We start from the raw sequence: 18,575 nt of genomic DNA on the forward strand, positions 1-18,575 counted from the left end.
CGCGTGCCGCGTTCGATCGACTTGCCGCAATGCCTGAGTGCCCGCGACGACTCAGCACCAGCACACGCCAGCGCGCCCGCAATCGGGCGCGTCAGCGTGGCGACCGACCGGGCGCGCCTGGCGTTGCCGTGGGCGCGCCTTCTGCCGGCGGCTTGCCAGGCGCACGCTCGCGCACTTCGCGTTCCACCACGTCCACCTGCGGATCCTTCCACGGCCCGGTGACGTGATAGGTCTTGGCACCGATCGCCCCCAGCGGTTTGCCGAGCACCGCATTGGCGGCCGCGCCCACCGCCGCCCCGACCGGGCCGCCGGCCACGGCGCCAACCACGGTGAGCAGATTGCCGGCCTTGGGGTTCACGTCCACGGTCTGGTCGAAGGTCTGCGCGCGCAGGTCGGTCTGCCCCCGGATGGCGATGTCGGCGGCCGGGCCTTCGATGCGGATTGCATCGGTGCGCGCGAAGCCCTCGCCGAAGCGCACCTGGCCGTCCAGCTTGTTGAAGGCCAGCCCCTTGGAGAAGAAATCGCGGAAGTCGAACATCAGCCGGCGCGGCAGCTGCGCCACGCTGAGCAGGCCGAGCACGCGGCCGGCACCGGGGTCCACTTCCAGCAGCTGGCCATTGCGCACGTCGATCTTGAGATCGCCATCCAGCGAACCGAGCGCAAACCCGGTCGGCGAGCCCTGCCAGCCGGCATTGAGTTCCAGCTGGCCTTCGCCGCCGCGCAGCTGGCCGCCCAGGGTGAGGTTCTGCAGCAGGTTGCCGAGATTGCGGCTGTCCACCCGTGCCGACAGCCGGGTGCTGGCGGAATCGCCCTTGCCGCGCCAGGCGCCGGTCAGGCCGATGTTCTGGTCGTTGGAGCGCAGTTGCAGCTGGTCCACCTGCATGCCGTCGGTCAATCGGCTGCTGCGCAGGGTGGCCGCGCCCAGGGTCATCTTGCCGACCTGCAGGTCGTCGATATCCAGCGACAGCGGCGGGATCGAGACCGGGTCGAACTCGGCCACCGCACGGCGCGCCGGTTCCGGCAAGGCCCCGGCCAGCGGATCGCCCGGCTCGGGTGCGGCCGGCTCGGCCGGTGCGGCCACCGGCTGCCAGTGCACCGTGCTCAGCTTGCCCTGCACGGCGGCGCCATCGGCATTGGGCACGCTGAGCTGGCCGGCCAGCGACGGGCCGTCCAGGGTCACCGCCACCGCGTCGCGGGTCGGCCGCAGGCGCAGGCGCGTCTGCGGGAACACGCCGCCGATCATCAGCAACCGGTCGGCCTGCACATCCACCTGCTGCAATGGCACGGCGTCCTGTTTCGGTGCTGCCGGCTGGCCCGGCAGTGGCGGCATATCCGGCTCGCTGCTGCCGCGCGCCAGGCTGATCCAGTCGATCGCATCCAGCGAGGCAGTGCGGCCGGTGACCACCAGGCCGTTGGCGGGCGGCCGCTCGGTGACCGTGTCGGTGCCCATGACCACGCGCACGCCGGTCTGGCTGCCCTGGCTGCTGGCCTTGAGCGCGACCAGCTTGCCGAAGGCCACGTCGATGTCGCCATCGCCCACCGGCAAGGCCACCCTGACCTGCGTGTCCAGCGGCTGCGTGGCCGCCTTGTCCAGGGGTGCGGGCAGATCCAGGGTGGTGCCGACCAGCTGCGAGCGCAGCGTCAGCAACGCCTGCGCGTCGGCCTGCCCCGGCAAGGTCAGCGGCACGTCCACGCCAACCTGCCACGGTGCGCTGCCATGCACGTACGGGCGCAACCATTCCATCTGCGGCGCGCGGTCGAACAGCTCTTTCGCATCCAGGGTGGCGCCAAAGCGCGCCTCGAAGGCCTGCTTGGGGTCCTGCACGAAGCCACCGGCACGCAACGACAACTCGCCACCGCGGCCCTGGTGCTGCACGCTCAGGCGCTCGGCGGCAAAGCCGCTGTCGCGGTACTCGGCCTGTCCGCTGACCTGGTCGAAAGCCAAGTTCCAGCGCGCATCGCCCAGCCTGGCGCCTTGCAGCGCGACCGTGCCCTGCAGATGGCCGCCCACACCGCCGGTGCGCAGGGGACGCAGCAGGTCGAAGCTCACCGCTGCCGGGCCGGACACCGTGAGGTTGCGCAAAGTATCCCCGTAGCGCTGCTCCAGCGGGCTCTTGCGCAACATGCCCAGCAGCTGCGCGGCATCGGCCCGGGTGGAGGCGCGCACGTAGAGCTCGGAGGTGGCGAAGCTGGGAATGCCCGCCTCCAGCGACGCGATCGGCGCGCCGGCCAGCTCGCCCTTGCCCTGCAGGGAAAATCCGTTGCCGATAAAGCGAAGATCGGCCTGCACCTGCTCCATCGCCGGCCAGTCCGGATTGAACGGGATCACGCCGTCGCGGATCTGGCCGAACGCCTCGAACCGGCCGTCGTTGTTGTCGAACGGCCAGTCGTCCAGATCGCCGCTGACCAGGCCGGTGCCGCCGGTGATCACGCCACCGGCAACCGCCGTGTCCAGCCAGTCGATGGCCGCCTTGCTCATCTTGGAGCGGATCCAGAACTTGCGCGCCACCGGCAAGGCAACATCGTCCAGTTGCGTGGCCAGCTGGATGCGCGGGCGGCTGCCATCGTTCTGGAACCACAGCCCGCCGCGCACGCTGGCACCATAGTCCCTGGCCTGCACGCGCAACGCCGGCGTGGCGACCTGCCAGCCGGCACCGTCGCGCCAGCCCACGATGCTGCCGGCCAGCTGCAACTCGTGCACCACTCCGAACCCGGTCGGCCAGTCGAAGCGCAGCGTGGCATCCGGCGCGGGGTCGAGCTGGATCGCCTGCGCATCGCCATCGATCCGGCCGCGCAGGCCGCTGATGCCCGGCGCATTGCCCACCGGCAGAAAGCCCAGTTCCTCGATCCGGCCCTGCGCGCGCACCGCTCCGCCCTGCTCGCCTGCGATCTGCAGATCGGCCAGGCGCAACTGCGGCCGGGACAGGCTCAGCCAGCGCCGCAGGCCAGGCGACAGTTGCTCGCTCAAGGCGGCCGCCGCGATCAGGCCCGAGACATCGAGGTGTTTGCCCACCACCGCATAACGGCGCCCGCCGGCAACGCTCAGCCCGTCCAGCCGCTGCAGCCTGGCCGCCTGGCCCAAGCGCAGCAGCGGCGCATCCATGCGCCAGCCGCCGTCGATGGTCTGCCAGCGCGCGCGCGCCTGCAGCCGCTCCCACACCAACGTGCGGCGTGCGGTCTGCTCGGGCAATGCCGCCCCGGACAATCGCAGTTGCTGCAGATCGGCATCCACGGTGACTGCAGTGATCCGGCGCGCGCGCAACTGCGCCCAGGCCTGCAGGCGTCCGCCGCCGCCGTCCACGCGCATGCCGCCGAACTGCAGCAACGCCGCCCAGGCGGCCAGATCGGCCGGGTCGGCTTGTGCATAGGCGCTGCCGTCGCCGCTGTCGCGATCGAACGCGATCACCGTGGTCAGCGGTGCGCGCTGCAGGTCGATCCAGGCGCGGCTGCCGACCTTCACCGTCGAGCCGTTGACGCGCAGGCGCAGGTCGATGCGCGGCAGCGTGGTGTCCACGCCGATCGACGGCGCGGCCACGCGCAGGCGCGCCTCGGCCACCTGGATCTCGCCGAGCCGGCGCAACGCTTCCAACGGGTCCGAACGCCGCCCGGCCGGCAGGCCCTGCACCGACCACACGCCATCGTCGCTACGTTGCAGCGTCAGCGCCAGGCCACGCAGACGCACCTCGGTCAGCGAGTGGCCGGGCAACAGGCCGGCGTACATCGCCAGCAGGATTTCGGCCTGGCCCACGCGCACCTCGCCATGCGGGCCGATCCGCAGGCCATCCAGCCGCAGCAACGGGCCGCGCCGGGTCCATTCGGTCTGCAGGCGATCGAACGCGATTGGCTGGCCGGCGCGCTCGCTCAGCCACGCGGCGATCTGCTGCGGCCGCTGCTCGGCCAACGGCAACGCCTGGCTGGCCGCACCCACCAGCAACGCGATCGCCACCAGCGCAAGCGCAGTGGCAGTGATCGCATAGCGGCGAAACAGACGGAGACGGCGGCGCAGCGGGGTGGGCATTAACGGCGGGGAATGGTGAATAGGGAATAGGGAATCGCAGGAGCACAAACCGCGCCGCGCACACGATCATCCATCCGCGCGCGACGCCATTCTAAAGATGTCACCGTTACCCCGCAGAGCGCCTTTCGCTCCACCCCCATTCCCGATTCCCGACTCTCCATTCCCCGGCTCACAGCAGCACCACATCAAACTGCTCCTGCAGATACTGGTCGTCGGACTGGAAGCGGATGCTCTTGCCGAGGAATTCCTCCAGCTCGGCCACCGCGGCCGACTCTTCGTCGGTGATGCGGGCGACGACCTTCGACGAGGCGATCACCAGCAGCCGCGCGGCATCGAACTGGCGTACCGCGCGGGTGATCTCGCGGAAGATCTCGTAAGTCACCGTCTCGGCGGTCTTGATGGTGCCGCGCCCGCTGCACTGGCCGCAGGTTTCGGATAGCTGCCGCTCCAGGCTTTCGACGGTGCGCTTGCGGGTCATCTCGACCAGGCCCAGCGGCGAGAATTCGTACACGGTGGTCTTGGCGTGATCGCGCGCCAGCGCTTTCTCTAGCGTGCGCAGCACCTGGCGGCGGTGCTCGGCATCGTCCATGTCGATGAAGTCGATGATGATGATGCCGCCCAGGTTGCGCAGCCGCAGCTGCCGCGCCACCGCCTGCGCGGCCTCCAGGTTGGTGCGGAACACGGTTTCCTCGAGATTGCGCTGGCCGACGAACGAACCGGTGTTGACGTCGATGGTGGTCATCGCCTCGGTCTGGTCGATCACCAGGTAGCCACCGGACTTGAGCGGCACCTGCTTGTTCAGCGCGCGCCCGATCTCGTCCTCGACCCCGTACAGGTCGAAGATCGGCCGGTCGCCGGTATACAGCTCCAGCCGCTCGGCCAGCACCGGCATGTACTTGGCCACGAAGGCCTGCAACTGCACGAAGGTCTCGTTGGAGTCGACCTTGACCTTTTCCACGTCGCGGCGGATCAGATCGCGCACCGCACGCAACGGCAGGCTCAGGTCTTCGTAGATGATGCTGCACGGCGGCGCCTCGCGGCCGCGCCGCTCGACCACGTTCCAGACCCGCGACAGGTAGGCGATGTCCTCGGCCAGCGCTTCGGCCGGCTGGCCTTCGGCGTTGGTGCGGATGATGTAGCCGAAACCGCCGTGCTGGGCCGAGACCTCGCTGACGATGGTCTTCAGACGCAGCCGCTCTGCCTCGTCCTCGATCCGCGCCGACACCCCGACGATCTTGGATTGCGGCAGCAGCACCAGGTAGCGCGAAGGAATGCTGATCTGCGTGGTCAGCCGCGCGCCCTTGGTGCCGATCGGGTCCTTGACCACCTGCACCACGATGTCCTGGCCGTCGCGCAGCAGTTCCACGATCGGCACCGCGGCCGCCGGCGGCGGCGGGATCGGGGTCTCTTCGGTATCGACCACGCTGGCCGGTGCCGGCGCCGGGCGCACCACGTCGTTGGCGTGCAGGAACGCGGCGCGCTCCAGACCCAGCTCGACAAATGCCGCCTGCATGCCCGGCATCACCCGTTGCACCTTGCCCTTGTAGATATTGCCGACCACGCCCCGGCGCCAGCCGCGCTCGATATGCAGCTCCTGCAGCATGCCGTTCTCGATCACCGCGACGCGGGTTTCGCGCGGGGTGACGTTGACCAAGATCTCTTCCGACATCAATGCGCTCCGAGGGCTGTGAGCAACTGCGAGGTGTGAAACAGCGGCAATCCCATCACGCCGGAATAGCTGCCGGACAGATGGCTGATAAAACGTTCGGCGCGGCCTTGGATCGCATACGCGCCGGCCTTGCCCATCGGCTCGCCGCACGCCACGTACGCGGCGATCTGCGCAGCATCGAGTGACGCGAAGGTCACCTCCGACACCACCAGCGTCTGCACCGGGGCGCGTTGCGCGCAGACTAGAACCACGGCCGTGAGCACCTGGTGGGTACGCCCGGACAGCAGGCTCAGCATGGCGATCGCATCGTCCGCATCGGCCGGCTTACCGAATACCCGTTCGCCCAGCACCACCTCGGTATCGGAGCCGAGCACGATCGCATCGGGGTCGCTGGCCTGCACCTGCGCCAGGCCGGCACGCGCCTTGTCCAGCGCGACGCGCTGCACGTATTGCGCAGGCGATTCGTCGGGCGCGCGCAGTTCGGGCACGTCCAGTTGCAGGGTCTGGAAAGGCACATCCAAGCGTTGCAGCAGTTCTTGCCGGCGCGGCGACCGGGAGGCGAGATAGAGCATCCGTCCAGCATACCTGTTGCCCCTCCCCACCCGCTTGCCGATCCGGGCGGCAGTGGTCGCGTTCGACTCACAACATGTTCATCGAACCGGCAACACGCTTCCCCTACAGACAAGGAGATCTCATGCGTACCACCCTCAAACCGTTGTTGCTGGCCCTGTCCATCGCTGCCGGAACCGCCATGACCGCCCACGCCCAGACCGCTCCGAGCTACACCATTCCCAACGACGGCACCCTGCTCAACGTGTCGGCCGAAGCGGACGCCAAGCGCATACCGGACATCGCCACGCTGTCTGCAGGCGTGGTCACCCAGGCCGCCGACGGCAACGCCGCCATGCGCCAGAACGCCGAACAGATGAGCAAGGTCATGGCCGCGATCAAGACCGCCGGCATCGCCGACAAGGACGTGCAGACCACCGGCATCAACCTCAGCCCGCAGTACACCTACAAGGAAAACGAGGCGCCCAAGATCAACGGCTACCAGGCCAGCAACACGGTCAGCCTCAAGGTCCGCGACATCTCGCGCCTGGGCAAGGTGCTGGACGCGCTGGTCGCCCAGGGCGCCAACGACATCAACGGCCCCAGCTTCTCGGTCGACCAGCCCGAACCGGCCTACGACGAGGCCCGCGTGGCCGCGCTGAAGAAGGCCCAGGCCCGCGCCGACACCTACGCCAAGTCGCTGGGCCTGAAGGTGCGCCGCATCGTCAGCATCTCCGAAGGCCGCAGCGGCGGCGGCGTGCGTCCGATGATGATGGCCGCCTCGATGCGCTCGGCCAAGGCCGAGATGGACACCCAGGTCGCCCCGGGCGAGAGCACCTTATCGATCAACCTGGACGTGACGTTCGAGTTGGGTCATTGACCTGACCGCAACCGCGTTCGGTTTGCTTTCCAGACTGCCCTCCTCGAGGGCAGTTTTTTATTGGGCACGCCAAAAGTTGTGTTGCCTCGCCTTGCGAGGACACCTGCCCCGCTTCCGACACGAGTCAGACGTGCCAAATGTGTGCGGATCGATGCGACCGGGGCGAATCGACCAGCCGACCTCCAGCGCGTCGAAATCGCTTGTGCCCGCGCAAGGCTCGCGGTAAACCTACGCTACCGGATGGTGTAGTGCGTCCGGGTCGCGCTGGTCCTTTCCGCAGTTCCGTTCTGGAGGTGGATGATGGTTCGCACGCAATCGCAGGTTTCTTCCCGATCCACCGGCATCGACACCTCGCGCGTTCTGGCGATGAGCACGGCGGTGGCCTTGCATCTACTCGCCGGCGGGTTGTTGTTGATACCGCTCTCGTACCGGGCAATTCCGCAGCAGCCCGCACCGAAAGAACGCTGGGTCATGCCCATCACCATCGAGACGCCGCCGCCACCGGTGTTTCCGATCGAGGTGAAGTTCAAGCCGAAGGCAACGCATACATCGCCGACCCCGGTGCCGGTGCAGGTGCAGACCCCGGTGATCAGTCAGCCCGCGGTGGTCGACAACGCAACGTTCGCCTTAGCTGCGGTCTCGGAGGCGGTGTCTGACAGCACGCCGGCGATTGCCGCGCCCAGCGGCCCGGTCGAGGCGGGCCAGTTGCAGTATCTGAGTTCACCGGCGCCGAGTTACCCGGTGGCGGCACTGCGTGCCGGGCAGCAGGGCACGGTGCTGCTGCGCGTGTTGGTCGGCACCGATGGGCGCCCGGCCGAGGTGAGCGTGCAGACCAGCAGCGGTCATCGCGCGCTCGATCTGGCGGCTCGTAGCCAGGTGCTGCGCAACTGGCGCTTCCAGCCGGCGATGCAGAACGGCCAGGCCGTGCAGGCCTACGGCCTGGTGCCGGTGAGTTTTTCGTTGAACTGATGCGTCATCACCTGCGGCGACCCGGACGCCCGGTCGCCGCATGGTCTGGCGTTGCGCAGCCAACTGCTGCAAGGCCACGGTTTCAGCTGTTGCATGCGCATCGTTGCAGTGCGCCTTGCGTGCACGCGACGACGTGCGGTCTCGCGGATCGGATTGAGGATGCGCGCGTCTACTCGCCCGCACACCCATCTCGAAAGCGCAGCGGCGAGACGCGGCATACTGCCCTCGCGCATGCCGCTTAGGCGCGGTGATACGGGTGATTGGCCAGCATCGCCGCAGCACGGTACAGCTGCTCGGCGACGATCAGGCGCACCAGCATGTGCGGCAGGGTCAGCGGGCCGATCGACCAGCTTTCGCTGGCGGTTTTCAGCACCTCGGCGGCATGACCTTCGGGGCCGCCGATCAGGAACGCCAGATCGCGGCCCTGCCCGCGCCAGTGTTCCATGCGCTGGGCCAGCTGTTCCGAACTGAGCGGGCGGCCCGGGATGTCCAGCGCAACCACGTAGGCGTTCTTGGGCAGCGCGGCGAGCACGCGGCGGCCTTCGTCGTCGATGGCGCGTTGTGCATCGCGGCCCTTGCCGCGCAGGCCGGGTTCGATCTCGACCAGCTCCAGCGGCATCCAGTGCGAGAGACGTTTCTGATATTCGGCAAAGCCCTGCGCCACCCAGGCCGGTGCGCGCTCGCCGGTAGCGATAAGTCGGCATTTCATGACGACATGATATCCGCGTCACAGCCTGGGCATCGGAACCGGGTCGATCACACCGGTGTCATGGTGCGGTTACAGCGGGCTTCTAGGGTCGGCGCACTACCCAGCCCGCAGGAGTCGTTCGATGCCGATTTTCGATCCCGCCCGCCGCCAGGTGCTCAAGGGCAGCGCTGCCGTGATGGCCGCCGGTGCGCTTGGCAGTTTGAGTGCGCTGCAGTCGCGCCAGGCCCAGGCCGCCAACAGTTCCTCGCCGCCGCTGCAACTTGCCCCGGTGCCCAGCCGGTATGGCCCGCTCGCACCGGTCGCCGACCAGAGCACCGGACTGCCACTGCTACAGCTGCCGCGCGGTTTCAGCTACCGCTCGTTCGGCTGGAGCGGCGACCGCATGGACGATGGCCAGCCCTGCCCCGACCGCCATGACGGCATGGCCGTGGTCTGCCTGCGTCGGCCCGACTGGCGTCCGGGCAGCGACCCGTTGCGCGGCCTGGAATACGTGCTGATCCGCAACCACGAACGCGGTGCGACCACCCCGTTCCGCGCACCGGCGATGTACGACACCGGCATCGTCAGCGGCACCCAACTGGCCGGCGGCGGCACCACCACGCTGAGTTACGGCCGCCGCGGCTGGGGCAGCCTCGAGCCCAGCCTGGGCGGCACCCTGGTCAACTGCGCCGGCGGCCCGACCCCGTGGGGCACCTGGCTGAGCTGCGAGGAGATCAAGACCAATGCGGTGTCCAGCACCGGCCGCAAGCACGGCTACGTGTTCGAAGTGGACCCGGACAGCCAGCGCACCACTGGTCGCCCGTTGGTCGGGCTGGGCCGCTTCAGCCACGAGGCAGTGGCGATCGATCCGCGCACCGGCATCGTCTATCTCACCGAGGACGATCGCAACAAGGCCGGGCTGTACCGCTTCATTCCCAACGACCGCCGTGGGCGCAATGGCTCGCTGTAAAACGGTGGCCGGCTGCAGGCCGCACGCGTGCGCGGGCGGCGCAATGCCGATCTCACCGTGGCCAGCATCGGCCAGCAGTTCCAGCTGGAATGGGTGGACATCGAAGAGCCGGATCTGGACAGCATCGCGGCGCCGGCCGGCTTTGCCGACATCGGCGCCAACGACACCCTGAGCGGGCCATTTGCGCAGGCCTGGGCAGACGGCGCGCTGCGCATGAGCCGTGGCGAAGGCATCTGGTACAGCTACGGCAAGCTCTTCATCGTCGACACCAGCACCGGCGTGGATGCGCAGGGCCGCCGCGGTTACGGCAACGGCGCGGTGTGGGTGCTGGACCTGTTCACCCAGCGCCTGAGCGCCCTGTTCGTCAGCGGCAATCAGCTGGCCGCGCACAACCCGGACAACGTCACCGTCAGCGCGCGCGGCGGCGTGGTGCTGTGCGAAGACGGCGGCGAAAGCCCGGACGAATACGGCCCCGGCGCGCGGCTGCTCGGGCTGACCCGCGGCGGCGAATCGTTCTATCTGGCCAAGAACAATGTGCAGCTCACCTCGCAGCAGATCGCCGATGCCGGCAAGACCATTGCCGAGGGCGACTACCGCGATACCGAGTTCTGCGGCGCCTGTTGGGATCCGCTGGCGCGCACCCTGTTCGTCAACATCCAGACCCCGGGTATCACCCTGGCGATCACCGGGCCGTGGGAGCGCGGGCCGTTGTGAGCCTGCGGCCCTGAGCTGGCTGTCTTAGGCACAGGGCAACGGCCAGCGCTGCCGAACGGACCGGCCTCCGTTCGGCAGCGTTGCTCCGGCCGCCGGCACGACGCCGCGCATGCACGCGTTCCGATTGCATGGCTGGCTGCGTGTCCAGCCGAGGCTGCGCGCCGCACGCACGCGCGCCCGCGGTGGCGGGTGTGCAAGCCGACAACCACCATAAAGGCCGGGATCAGAACCAGGGCGCGTCGGGCGCGCCCGCCATGGCGCGCTGCCGCTTCAACCAGCGCTTGAACGATTGCGGGTCTTCCAGCTCGCGCAGGCCACGGCGCGCGTCCAGCAGGTCGTCTTCGACCTCGCGCTTGAGTTGGGCCATCAAGCGGCCCAGTCGCTCCGGCTTGGGGCGCGACGGCAGCTCCAGCCCGTATTCGGCGCAAAACTCGTCCGACTGCTGCTGCACCTGCTGCTGCAGCTGCCTGCACTGCCGATCCAGCTCGCGGTTGTAGTCCTGCAGGCGCGCGGCGCTCATCGCATCCACGCCTTGGGCGTCCATCAGGCCGATCTCGGCCTGCAGTTCGAGCAGACCCAGCAGATCACCGGCCTTGTAGGCCGCGTTGAGCCGCTGCATCAGGATGGTGCGCGCGGCATGGTCGTCGGCGCCCTTTGCGCGGTCCGGGTGCAGATTGCCGGCCAGCTTGCGATACAGCTCGCGCAACGGAGGCGGCTCGGCATTCTCCCCAACTGCCTTGTGCTCGGCACGCTTGCGCCGTTGCGTGTGGCGTTGCTGTTGCTGCGCACGCTCCTGCTGCAGGCGCTCGCTGACGCGCTCGTAGAGCTGCTCGGGCGAATCGATGCCATCCAGCTCGTCGGCATCCAGCCCATAGGCCTGGCCGAGGATCTGCTTCATCAGCGCATCGGATTCGGCGACTTCCTGGTCGTAACCGGCTGCGCTGTGGCGGTCGTAGATCGGCCGCAGTGACGCGTGGCCGGCCTCGATCAGCGGGGCGGCGATATCGCACAGCAACTCGGACAGGAAGGCGCGGTCGGCCTTGCCCAGCTTGACCGTGGCATACGCATGGTCCAGCTCTTCGACCAGGGCGATGTCGGCAGCGCGGCGGTGGTCGAGCAAGGGCTGCAATTCGGCGTGGTAACGCTCGCGCCACTGCGACAGTGCAAGCTGCCAGGCCTGCAGGTCGGCACGATGCCATTCCAGGTCGCGCAGCAATCGGTCGAAGCGCTTGCGTGCCGGCGACAGCGGCGCGCCGGAGGCGTGCGCGCCCTGGCTGCGCAGTTGTTGCAGCGCCTGCGAGGCAGGCGCATCGGTCGGGGGTCGGGCATTGCGTGGCATGCCCGGCTCACTCACTCTTCGGGATCGGCTTCCGCGTCGTCCGGACGCTGGTCGCCCACCGTCCACAGACGCTCCAGCGCGTAGAACTCGCGCACGCGCGGCAGCATCACATGCACCACCACGTCGCCCAGGTCCACCAGCACCCACTCGGCCTCGCGCTCGCCTTCCACGCCCAGCGGCATCACGTCCAGCCGCTTGGCGAACTTGACCACTTCTTCGGCGATCGACTTCACATGGCGGGTCGAGGTACCCGAGGCGACCACCATGTAATCGCAGACGCTGGACTTGCCGCGCACATCGATCTCGACCACGTCCTTGGCTTTCAGCTCCTCCACGGCCTCGCGCACGGTGGCCAGCAGGGCCGGCACGGACGGCGGCGGATTCGGGATGGAGGTCTTGATGACTTGGGCTTGGGTGGTCAAAGCGGGCAACTCGATGGAATTGGCGTGAATTATAGGCCGGTCCGGCCGGCTGCGTGTTCAGCTAGTCGGCGGGACTAAGCCATAGAGGCCTTCGTGCGCGATAAATGCCGCCACCGACGTCGGTACCAGCGCCTGCCAGTCACCGCCGGCGGTGATGCGCAAGCGCACCGCGCTGGCCGATTCACCGCGCAACGGCTGCTGCAGCGACCACAGGCGGCCGGCCGGCGAGATGCCCAGTTCGCCCGCCCTGGCGGCCCAGCGGCCCTGCACTGCCGCGACGAGCTGCGGCGCATCGGCCAGGTCCAGCGTCGTGCCCGGACGCGCGGCAATGACGAAGTGCGCCAGTTCGAACAAGTCTTCCCACTGATGCCAGCTGCTCAGCCCCATGAAGGCATCGGCACCGAGCAGCCAGGCGATCGGTGTCGTGGGGCCGAGCTCGGCGCGCAGCGCGCGCAAGGTGTCGACGGTGTAGGACGGCGCACGGTCGCGGCTGGCGCGTTGCAGCTCGCGGGTGTCCAGCGCCAGCCCGGGGGTGTCGGCCAGCGCCAGCTCCAGCATGCGCGCGCGCTGCGCTGCGGTGGCGCCGGGTGCGGGACGGTGCGGCGGGTCGGCGGCCGGTACCAGGTGCACCAACGCGCCCAGTTCGTCGCGCGCGGCGCAGGCGATGGCGAGGTGGCCCAGGTGGACCGGATCGAAGGTGCCGCCGTAGTACAGGTGGAGCGGGGATTGGGGAATCGGGATTCGGGAATCGGAAGAGCGTGGGTTCGGCGCTGCCGGGTGGGAATCGGTGGGCGGAGAGGTGGGGGCCGCAGCTGCGGCCTGGTCGGGGGTTGCGCTGCGTGGGGAGGCGGGTCGCGCATCGCCGTTGGCGGCATCGCCGGCTTTCACGCCAGCAATCTCACCGCGCGGGATTCGGCCACGGCCACCAGCAGGCGTTCCAGGCCGACCCAGGGGTCGCCGTCGGCACGGCCCTTGGCCATGCGATCGACTCGCGAGGCTTCGGCGACGAAGCGCTCCCAGCGGCGCGGTTCGGGGTGCCGTTGCAGCGCGCGCTTGAACGGCGCCTGGCGTGATTCCCACAGGCCCTGCGCCTTCATTTCGGCAGCGAGGTTGCCGCCGTTGGCCTGCACCTTGGCCAAGGACGCAGTGCGCAGCAGTTCCTTGATCAGGATCGGCATCAGCGCGGCCACCGCTTCGCCCTCGGCGCGCAGGCCGGCGAGCATGCGGATCGCTGCGGCCGGCTGCCCGGAGAACGTGGTTTCGGCCAGGCGGAACACGTCGTAGCGCGCGGCATCGGCGACCAGCGACTCCATCGCCTCCAGGTCCAGCACCTTGCCATCGGCCAGCAGCACCAGCTTGTCGATTTCCTGCGCGGCGGCCAGCAGGTTGCCTTCCACCCGCTCGCTCAGGCGCTGCACCGCCGCAGCGTCGGCACGCAGGCCGTGGCTACGCAGGCGGCGCTCGATCCAGTCCGACAGCTCGTGCGGCTTGATCGCCCAGGCCACCGAAATGGTGCCGATGCGGCCGATCGCATCGGCCCATTTGCCCTGGTGCGCCTTGCTCCAGTCGTTGGCGGTGATCAACAGCACCACATCCGGCGGCGGGTTGGCGCAAAAGCGGGTGATGACCTCGGCGCCGTCCTTGCCCGGCTTGCCGCTGGGCAGGCGCACTTCCACCAGCCGGCGCGGACTGAACAGGCTGGGCGCGTTGAAGGTCGCATCCAGCTGGTTCCAGTCGAACTCCCGGCCATCGGCATCGAAGACCTCGCGCTCGCTGATGCCTTCGGCGCGCGCGCGCGCGCGCACCGCATCGGCTGCCTCCAGCACGCGCAAGGTCTCCGGACCGGCGATCAGGTAGACCGGCTGCAGCGGCTGATTGGACTGGCCGGCGAGCTGTTCTGGGCGAAGTTCCATGACTACCTAAGTTCCATCACTACGAAGGCACACGCCACTGCACCGTCACGCACAAGACAGCGTCGGCAGCGATCGTCGGGGCATGCTCACCGCGCAGCAAGCGCGACATGCGCCTGGCGCAAGCCAACTCCGCACACCGTGCGCGGTTGCCCGGCAGATGCGCGGACGGGATGATCACCAGCTGCTCAGTTATTCGACGAAGACGCGGGCGGCAGCGAAGCCGGCACGCTCGATTCCGGCGTGGACGGCTGCACCGGCGGTGTGGTGGCCGGCTGCAGCGGCGCGCTGGGCGTGCTTTCCAGCGTCTCGCCGCGCTCCACACGCGCGCGCACGACGCTGTCGATGCGACGCAGGATCGAGGCCGACATGTCCTTGCGCAATTCGTTGGCGAGGATCTCGCGCTCGGTCGCGGTGCCGGTGGCATCCACCGGTGGCGACACGTAGTCGCGTGACAGCTCGATCACCTGCTGCGGCACCAGCACCGAGCCGTTGGCGGTGGTGACGGTGAAGATGGCCGCATAGCGCAGGCTGTATTCCTGCGCGCGGCCCTGGCTGTCGATGGCGATCGGCAGATCGCCCCAACGCTCGGACAACACCTGCACCTGCGCAAAGCCAGTCTTGGCATCTTCATCGGCCAGGGTGGCGCCGGCGGCCTTGAGGCCACGCCGCAGCAACTTGGCCAGCTCGCTGTACTGCACCGCGGACTGCACCTTCACCGCGGGCGTGTCCGGCGGCAGCGCCAGCGAGTTGCGCAGATGGAAGCCGCAGGCGGTGAGGCTCGAGACCAGCACGAGGGACGCAGCGAAGGCAGTAGGAAATCGAATCATGGGCACAGTCTGGATGAGCGCCCCGGCGGCGGCAACAGGCGGCTAGCCTGCCCGACACCGCGTGAACGGGGCTTGAGAGGGCGCCGCGAAAAACGCGGCGCCCGGGAATGACAAAACGCGTCGTCACGCGCCAGTGAAATGAATGACCACACGCCACTGCGGCAATCTCAACTGCGCGTCGCCACACCGGTCCGCGACACTGCCCGGACCGGCGATCGGCAACGATCAGCCCGCCACGATATTCACGATCTTGCCGGGCACGATGATGATCTTGCGCACGCTCAGCCCTTCCAGGAACTTGGCCGCGTTCGGCTCGGCCTGGGCCAGCGCTTCGATCTGCTCGCGTCCGACATCGGCGGCCACCTCGATGGTGCCGCGCAACTTGCCGTTGACCTGCACCGCCAGGGTCAGCGCGTCGCGCACCAACGCGGCGGCATCGACCTGCGGAAACGCGACATCTTCCAGCAGCGTCTCGCCGTGGCCCAGCACCTGCCACAGGGTGTGGCTGGCGTGCGGGGTGATCGGGTTGAGCAGCAGCACCATCGCTTCCAGGGCTTCCTGGCGCACCGCACGGCCCTGCGCACTGGCGTCGTCGAACTTGGCCAACGCGTTGGACAGTTCCATCACCGCGGCGATCGCGGTGTTGAAGCTGTGGCGGCGGCCATAGTCGTCGCTGACCTTGCCGATGGTTTCGTGGGTCTTGCGGCGGATCGCCTTCTGCTCGGCGCTCAGTGCGGCGGCGTCCAGTGCGGCGGCAGCGCCCTCGCCCACATGCTTGTGCACCTGCACCCACAGCCGGCGCATGAAGCGCGCCATGCCATCGACGCCGGCCTCGTTCCACTCCAGCGACTGCTCCGGCGGGGCGGCGAACATCGAGAACAGCCGCACCGTGTCGGCGCCGTACTTGGCCACCATCGACTGCGGGTCCACGCCGTTGTTCTTGGACTTGGACATCTTCTCGGTGCCGCCGATGTGCACCGGCTGGCCGTCGGCGATCAGCACCGCGCCGGTGACGCGGCCGCGCTCGTCGCGCTGGATCTCCACGTCGGCCGGATTGATCCAGTCCTTGCCGCCGTTATCGGCATCGCGATAGAAGGTGTCGGCGATGACCATGCCCTGGGTGAGCAGGTTGGTCACCGGCTCGTCGCTGTCCACCAGCCGCGCGTCGCGCATGAGCTTGTGATAGAAGCGGAAGTACATCAGGTGCAGGATCGCGTGCTCGATGCCGCCCACGTACAGGTCGGCCGGCATCCAGTAGTTGGCGCGGCGGTCGACCATGTCGCGTGCGTTGGGGCTGGTGTAGCGCGCCACGTACCAGCTCGACTCCATGAAGGTGTCGAAGGTGTCGGTCTCGCGCTCAGCCGGGCCGCCGCAGTCCGGGCAGGTGGTCTGGCGCCAGGTCGGGTCGGTCTTGATCGGCGAACCGGTACCGGCAAATTCCACGTTCTCGGGCAGCACCACCGGCAACTGGTCTTCCGGCACCGGCACCGCGCCGCACTTGGCGCAATAGATCACCGGGATCGGGCAGCCCCAATAGCGCTGGCGGCTCACGCCCCAGTCGCGCAGGCGGTAATTGACCCGGCGCTGGCCCTGGCCCTTGCGCTCGAAACGCTCGGCCAGTGCCTCGAAGGCGCCGCCGAAATCCAGGCCGTCGAACTCGGCCGAATTGATCAGCTCCAGCGGGCGGCTCTTGTCGGTGTACCAGTCGCGCCACTGGCTGGCGTCCCAGCGCTGCTCGTCGTCGTTGCGCGGCTCGCGCAGCTTGACCACCTGCACGATCGGCAGCTTGTACTTGTTGGCGAACTCGAAATCACGCTGGTCGTGGCCGGGCACCGCCATCACCGCGCCGGTGCCGTAGCCCATCAGCACGAAGTTGGCCACCCACACCGGCACCTGCTCGCCGCTGATCGGATGCACCGCGGTCAGGCCGGTGGCCATGCCGCGTTTTTCCTGGGTTTCCAGCTCGGCTTCGGAGACGCCGCCGTGCTTGAGCGTTTCCAGCAGCGCGGCCAGCTCCGGATTGGATTTGGCCGCATGCAACGCCAGCGGATGCTCGGCGGCGATCGACACGAAGGTCACGCCCATCAGCGTGTCTGGGCGGGTGGTGAACACGCGCAGCGGGTCCAGTGCAGCGCCATCGGTGTCGCGCACGTCGAACTGGATCTCCAGCCCTTCCGAGCGGCCGATCCAGTTGCGCTGCATGGTCTTGACCGAATCCGGCCAGCCGTCCAGCTGGTCCAGGCCGTCGAGCAGTTCCTGCGCGTAGTCGGTGATGCGCAGGAACCACTGCGGGATCTCGCGTTTTTCCACCAGCGCGCCGGAGCGCCAGCCGCGGCCGTCGATGACCTGCTCGTTGGCCAGCACGGTCTGATCGATCGGGTCCCAGTTCACCACTGCGTTGCGGCGATAGGCCAGGCCCTTGCGCATCAGCCGGGTGAACATGCGCTGCTCGTGCACGTAGTACTCGGCCGTGCAGGTGGCGAACTCGCGCGACCAATCGATCGCATAGCCCAGCGATTTGAGCTGGCCGCGCATGTGGTCGATGTTGGCGTAGGTCCACTTGGCCGGTGCGGTCTTGTTCTTGATCGCCGCGTTTTCCGCAGGCAATCCGAACGCGTCCCAGCCCATCGGCTGCATCACGTTGTGGCCGGTCATGCGCTTGTAGCGGCTGACCACATCGGAGATGGTGTAGTTGCGCACATGGCCCATGTGCAGCGCACCGGACGGGTACGGCAGCATCGACAGGCAATAGAACTTCGGCTTGTCCGAAGTTTCGTCGACCTGGAAGGCGTGGGTGGCATCCCAGAACTGCTGGGCGGAGGTTTCGACCTGCTGCGGGTCGTAGGCGTTCGGTTCGACGGTGGACATTGGGAGCGGATGCTCGGGCGGTGCAAAGCGGCACAGGGTACCGCAGTGCAGCAGGTGCTCCAAACGCTTGCCTCAGGTGGCGGGTCTGGCCGGCCAGCGCCAGGCTGCCACGGCGAGCCAGCCGACCCAGGCCAGGAACGCCAGGCGCTGGGCGATCGCCTGCCGCAGCAGGCCCGGCGGGCCGAACGCCAGCACCGCCACCAGCAGCCCCGCGCCCAGGCTCAGCCATGCCAGTGCGCGGGTGCCGGGCTGGTTGAGCAGCGCCGCAGCAAGCAGCAACATGCCCGGCACGAACGCCACCGCCCACAACAGCCAGGCGGTGGCATGGGCCTGGCTGGCGCGCCCGTCCAGATCGGTGGGATCCAGGGGCAAGGCGCCCATGCCGAGAAAGGCCAGCCCGGCCAGCACGATCAACTGCCCGCCCACGCGCAGGCTCCAGCTGGACCTGGCCGGCATGCGCGCCAGCAGGCTGACTCCGGTGGCCATGCCGAGCGCACCGACCAGCACGAACGCCAGCAGGTTGAAGCCCAGCGCATGCGGCACCCCGTTGGCACCGAGCAATGCCACCGGGTGACTGGCCTGCAGGTAACCGGGCAGTGCCACGCCGAAGCCGGCCACCGCCAGCACGAATACGGTTGCGGCGACCAGGCCCAGGTAGCGCTGGGTGCCATCGATGCGTGTCATTGCCTTGCTCCAACGCGGGGCGCAGGCTGCGCCACCAGGACGCGACATTGTCGTGCCGGGCGCGC

The 18,575-nt window shown here is 68.6% G+C and carries 14 protein-coding genes and 1 pseudogene; 3 read left to right on the top strand and 12 right to left on the bottom strand.

The features are described from left to right. Positions 1–91: 91 nt before the first annotated feature. From KHN93_RS13845 to KHN93_RS13855, 3 genes are all read right to left on the bottom strand, one after another. On the bottom strand, positions 92–4,018 hold the full coding sequence (locus KHN93_RS13845; protein ID WP_104559425.1) for a YhdP family protein: 3,927 nt from the start codon (positions 4,016–4,018) through the stop codon (positions 92–94). Between the two features lie 169 nt (positions 4,019–4,187). After that, positions 4,188–5,687, bottom strand: a complete 1,500-nt coding sequence (gene rng / locus KHN93_RS13850) for a ribonuclease G (protein ID WP_024939725.1) — start codon at positions 5,685–5,687, stop codon at positions 4,188–4,190. Continuing rightward, positions 5,687–6,259 (bottom strand): Maf-like protein, encoded by a 573-nt coding sequence (locus KHN93_RS13855; RefSeq protein WP_047128979.1) that lies wholly within the window; start codon positions 6,257–6,259, stop codon positions 5,687–5,689. The genes rng and KHN93_RS13855 overlap by 1 nt, the downstream gene beginning before the upstream one ends. 122 nt (positions 6,260–6,381) lie before the next feature. Between KHN93_RS13855 and KHN93_RS13860 the strand changes: the two genes are divergently transcribed. Beyond that, positions 6,382–7,116, top strand: a complete 735-nt coding sequence (locus KHN93_RS13860; RefSeq protein ID WP_104559424.1) for an SIMPL domain-containing protein — start codon at positions 6,382–6,384, stop codon at positions 7,114–7,116. A 233-nt stretch (positions 7,117–7,349) separates the two neighbouring features. On the opposite strand, the gene KHN93_RS13865 is transcribed toward KHN93_RS13860, so the two are convergent. Continuing rightward, the gene (locus KHN93_RS13865) at positions 7,350–7,589 is read right to left on the bottom strand and encodes a hypothetical protein (protein ID WP_181141843.1); all 240 of its coding nucleotides are present in this window, start codon (positions 7,587–7,589) and stop codon (positions 7,350–7,352) included. Between KHN93_RS13865 and KHN93_RS13870 the strand changes: the two genes are divergently transcribed. Then, on the top strand, positions 7,477–8,085 hold the full coding sequence (locus tag KHN93_RS13870) for an energy transducer TonB (RefSeq protein ID WP_425512698.1): 609 nt from the start codon (positions 7,477–7,479) through the stop codon (positions 8,083–8,085). The two genes, KHN93_RS13865 and KHN93_RS13870, sit on opposite strands and share 113 nt — an antisense overlap. 238 nt (positions 8,086–8,323) lie before the next feature. Here KHN93_RS13870 and rlmH read toward each other — a convergent pair whose 3' ends face one another. After that, positions 8,324–8,794 (bottom strand): 23S rRNA (pseudouridine(1915)-N(3))-methyltransferase RlmH, encoded by a 471-nt coding sequence (gene rlmH, locus KHN93_RS13875; RefSeq protein WP_016903756.1) that lies wholly within the window; start codon positions 8,792–8,794, stop codon positions 8,324–8,326. 121 nt (positions 8,795–8,915) lie between these two features. On the opposite strand from rlmH, the pseudogene KHN93_RS13880 reads away from it, so the two are divergent. Further along, positions 8,916–10,457 (top strand): annotated as a pseudogene (locus KHN93_RS13880) (alkaline phosphatase PhoX). Positions 10,458–10,680: 223 nt separating this feature from the next. Here the strand turns inward: KHN93_RS13880 and KHN93_RS13885 are convergent. From KHN93_RS13885 to KHN93_RS13915, 7 genes are all read right to left on the bottom strand, one after another. After that, on the bottom strand, positions 10,681–11,796 hold the full coding sequence (locus tag KHN93_RS13885) for a J domain-containing protein (RefSeq protein ID WP_211920415.1): 1,116 nt from the start codon (positions 11,794–11,796) through the stop codon (positions 10,681–10,683). An 11-nt stretch (positions 11,797–11,807) separates the two neighbouring features. Next, positions 11,808–12,218 (bottom strand): ribosome silencing factor, encoded by a 411-nt coding sequence (gene rsfS, locus KHN93_RS13890; RefSeq protein ID WP_016903759.1) that lies wholly within the window; start codon positions 12,216–12,218, stop codon positions 11,808–11,810. A gap of 57 nt (positions 12,219–12,275) precedes the next feature. Further along, positions 12,276–13,106 carry a nicotinate-nucleotide adenylyltransferase gene (gene nadD, locus KHN93_RS13895; protein WP_104559420.1) on the bottom strand — a complete coding sequence of 277 codons (831 nt, stop codon included), beginning with the start codon at positions 13,104–13,106 and terminating at the stop codon, positions 12,276–12,278. Beyond that, a complete protein-coding gene (gene holA / locus KHN93_RS13900; protein ID WP_047126816.1) occupies positions 13,103–14,131 on the bottom strand; it encodes a DNA polymerase III subunit delta in 1,029 nt (342 codons plus the stop codon). Before holA ends, nadD begins: the two co-directional genes overlap by 4 nt. 185 nt (positions 14,132–14,316) lie before the next feature. Then, complete coding sequence (locus tag KHN93_RS13905) at positions 14,317–14,958, bottom strand: LPS-assembly lipoprotein LptE (protein ID WP_024939734.1); 642 nt, start codon at positions 14,956–14,958, stop codon at positions 14,317–14,319. A 225-nt stretch (positions 14,959–15,183) separates the two neighbouring features. After that, positions 15,184–17,826, bottom strand: coding sequence for a leucine--tRNA ligase (leuS, locus tag KHN93_RS13910; protein ID WP_104559419.1), 2,643 nt, complete (start codon positions 17,824–17,826; stop codon positions 15,184–15,186). A 72-nt stretch (positions 17,827–17,898) separates the two neighbouring features. Further along, positions 17,899–18,510, bottom strand: a complete 612-nt coding sequence (locus KHN93_RS13915; protein WP_039522279.1) for a DUF998 domain-containing protein — start codon at positions 18,508–18,510, stop codon at positions 17,899–17,901. Positions 18,511–18,575 lie beyond the last annotated feature (65 nt).

This window comes from Xanthomonas arboricola pv. juglandis (genome assembly GCF_905367715.1).
GTDB classification, from domain to species: domain Bacteria; phylum Pseudomonadota; class Gammaproteobacteria; order Xanthomonadales; family Xanthomonadaceae; genus Xanthomonas; species Xanthomonas arboricola.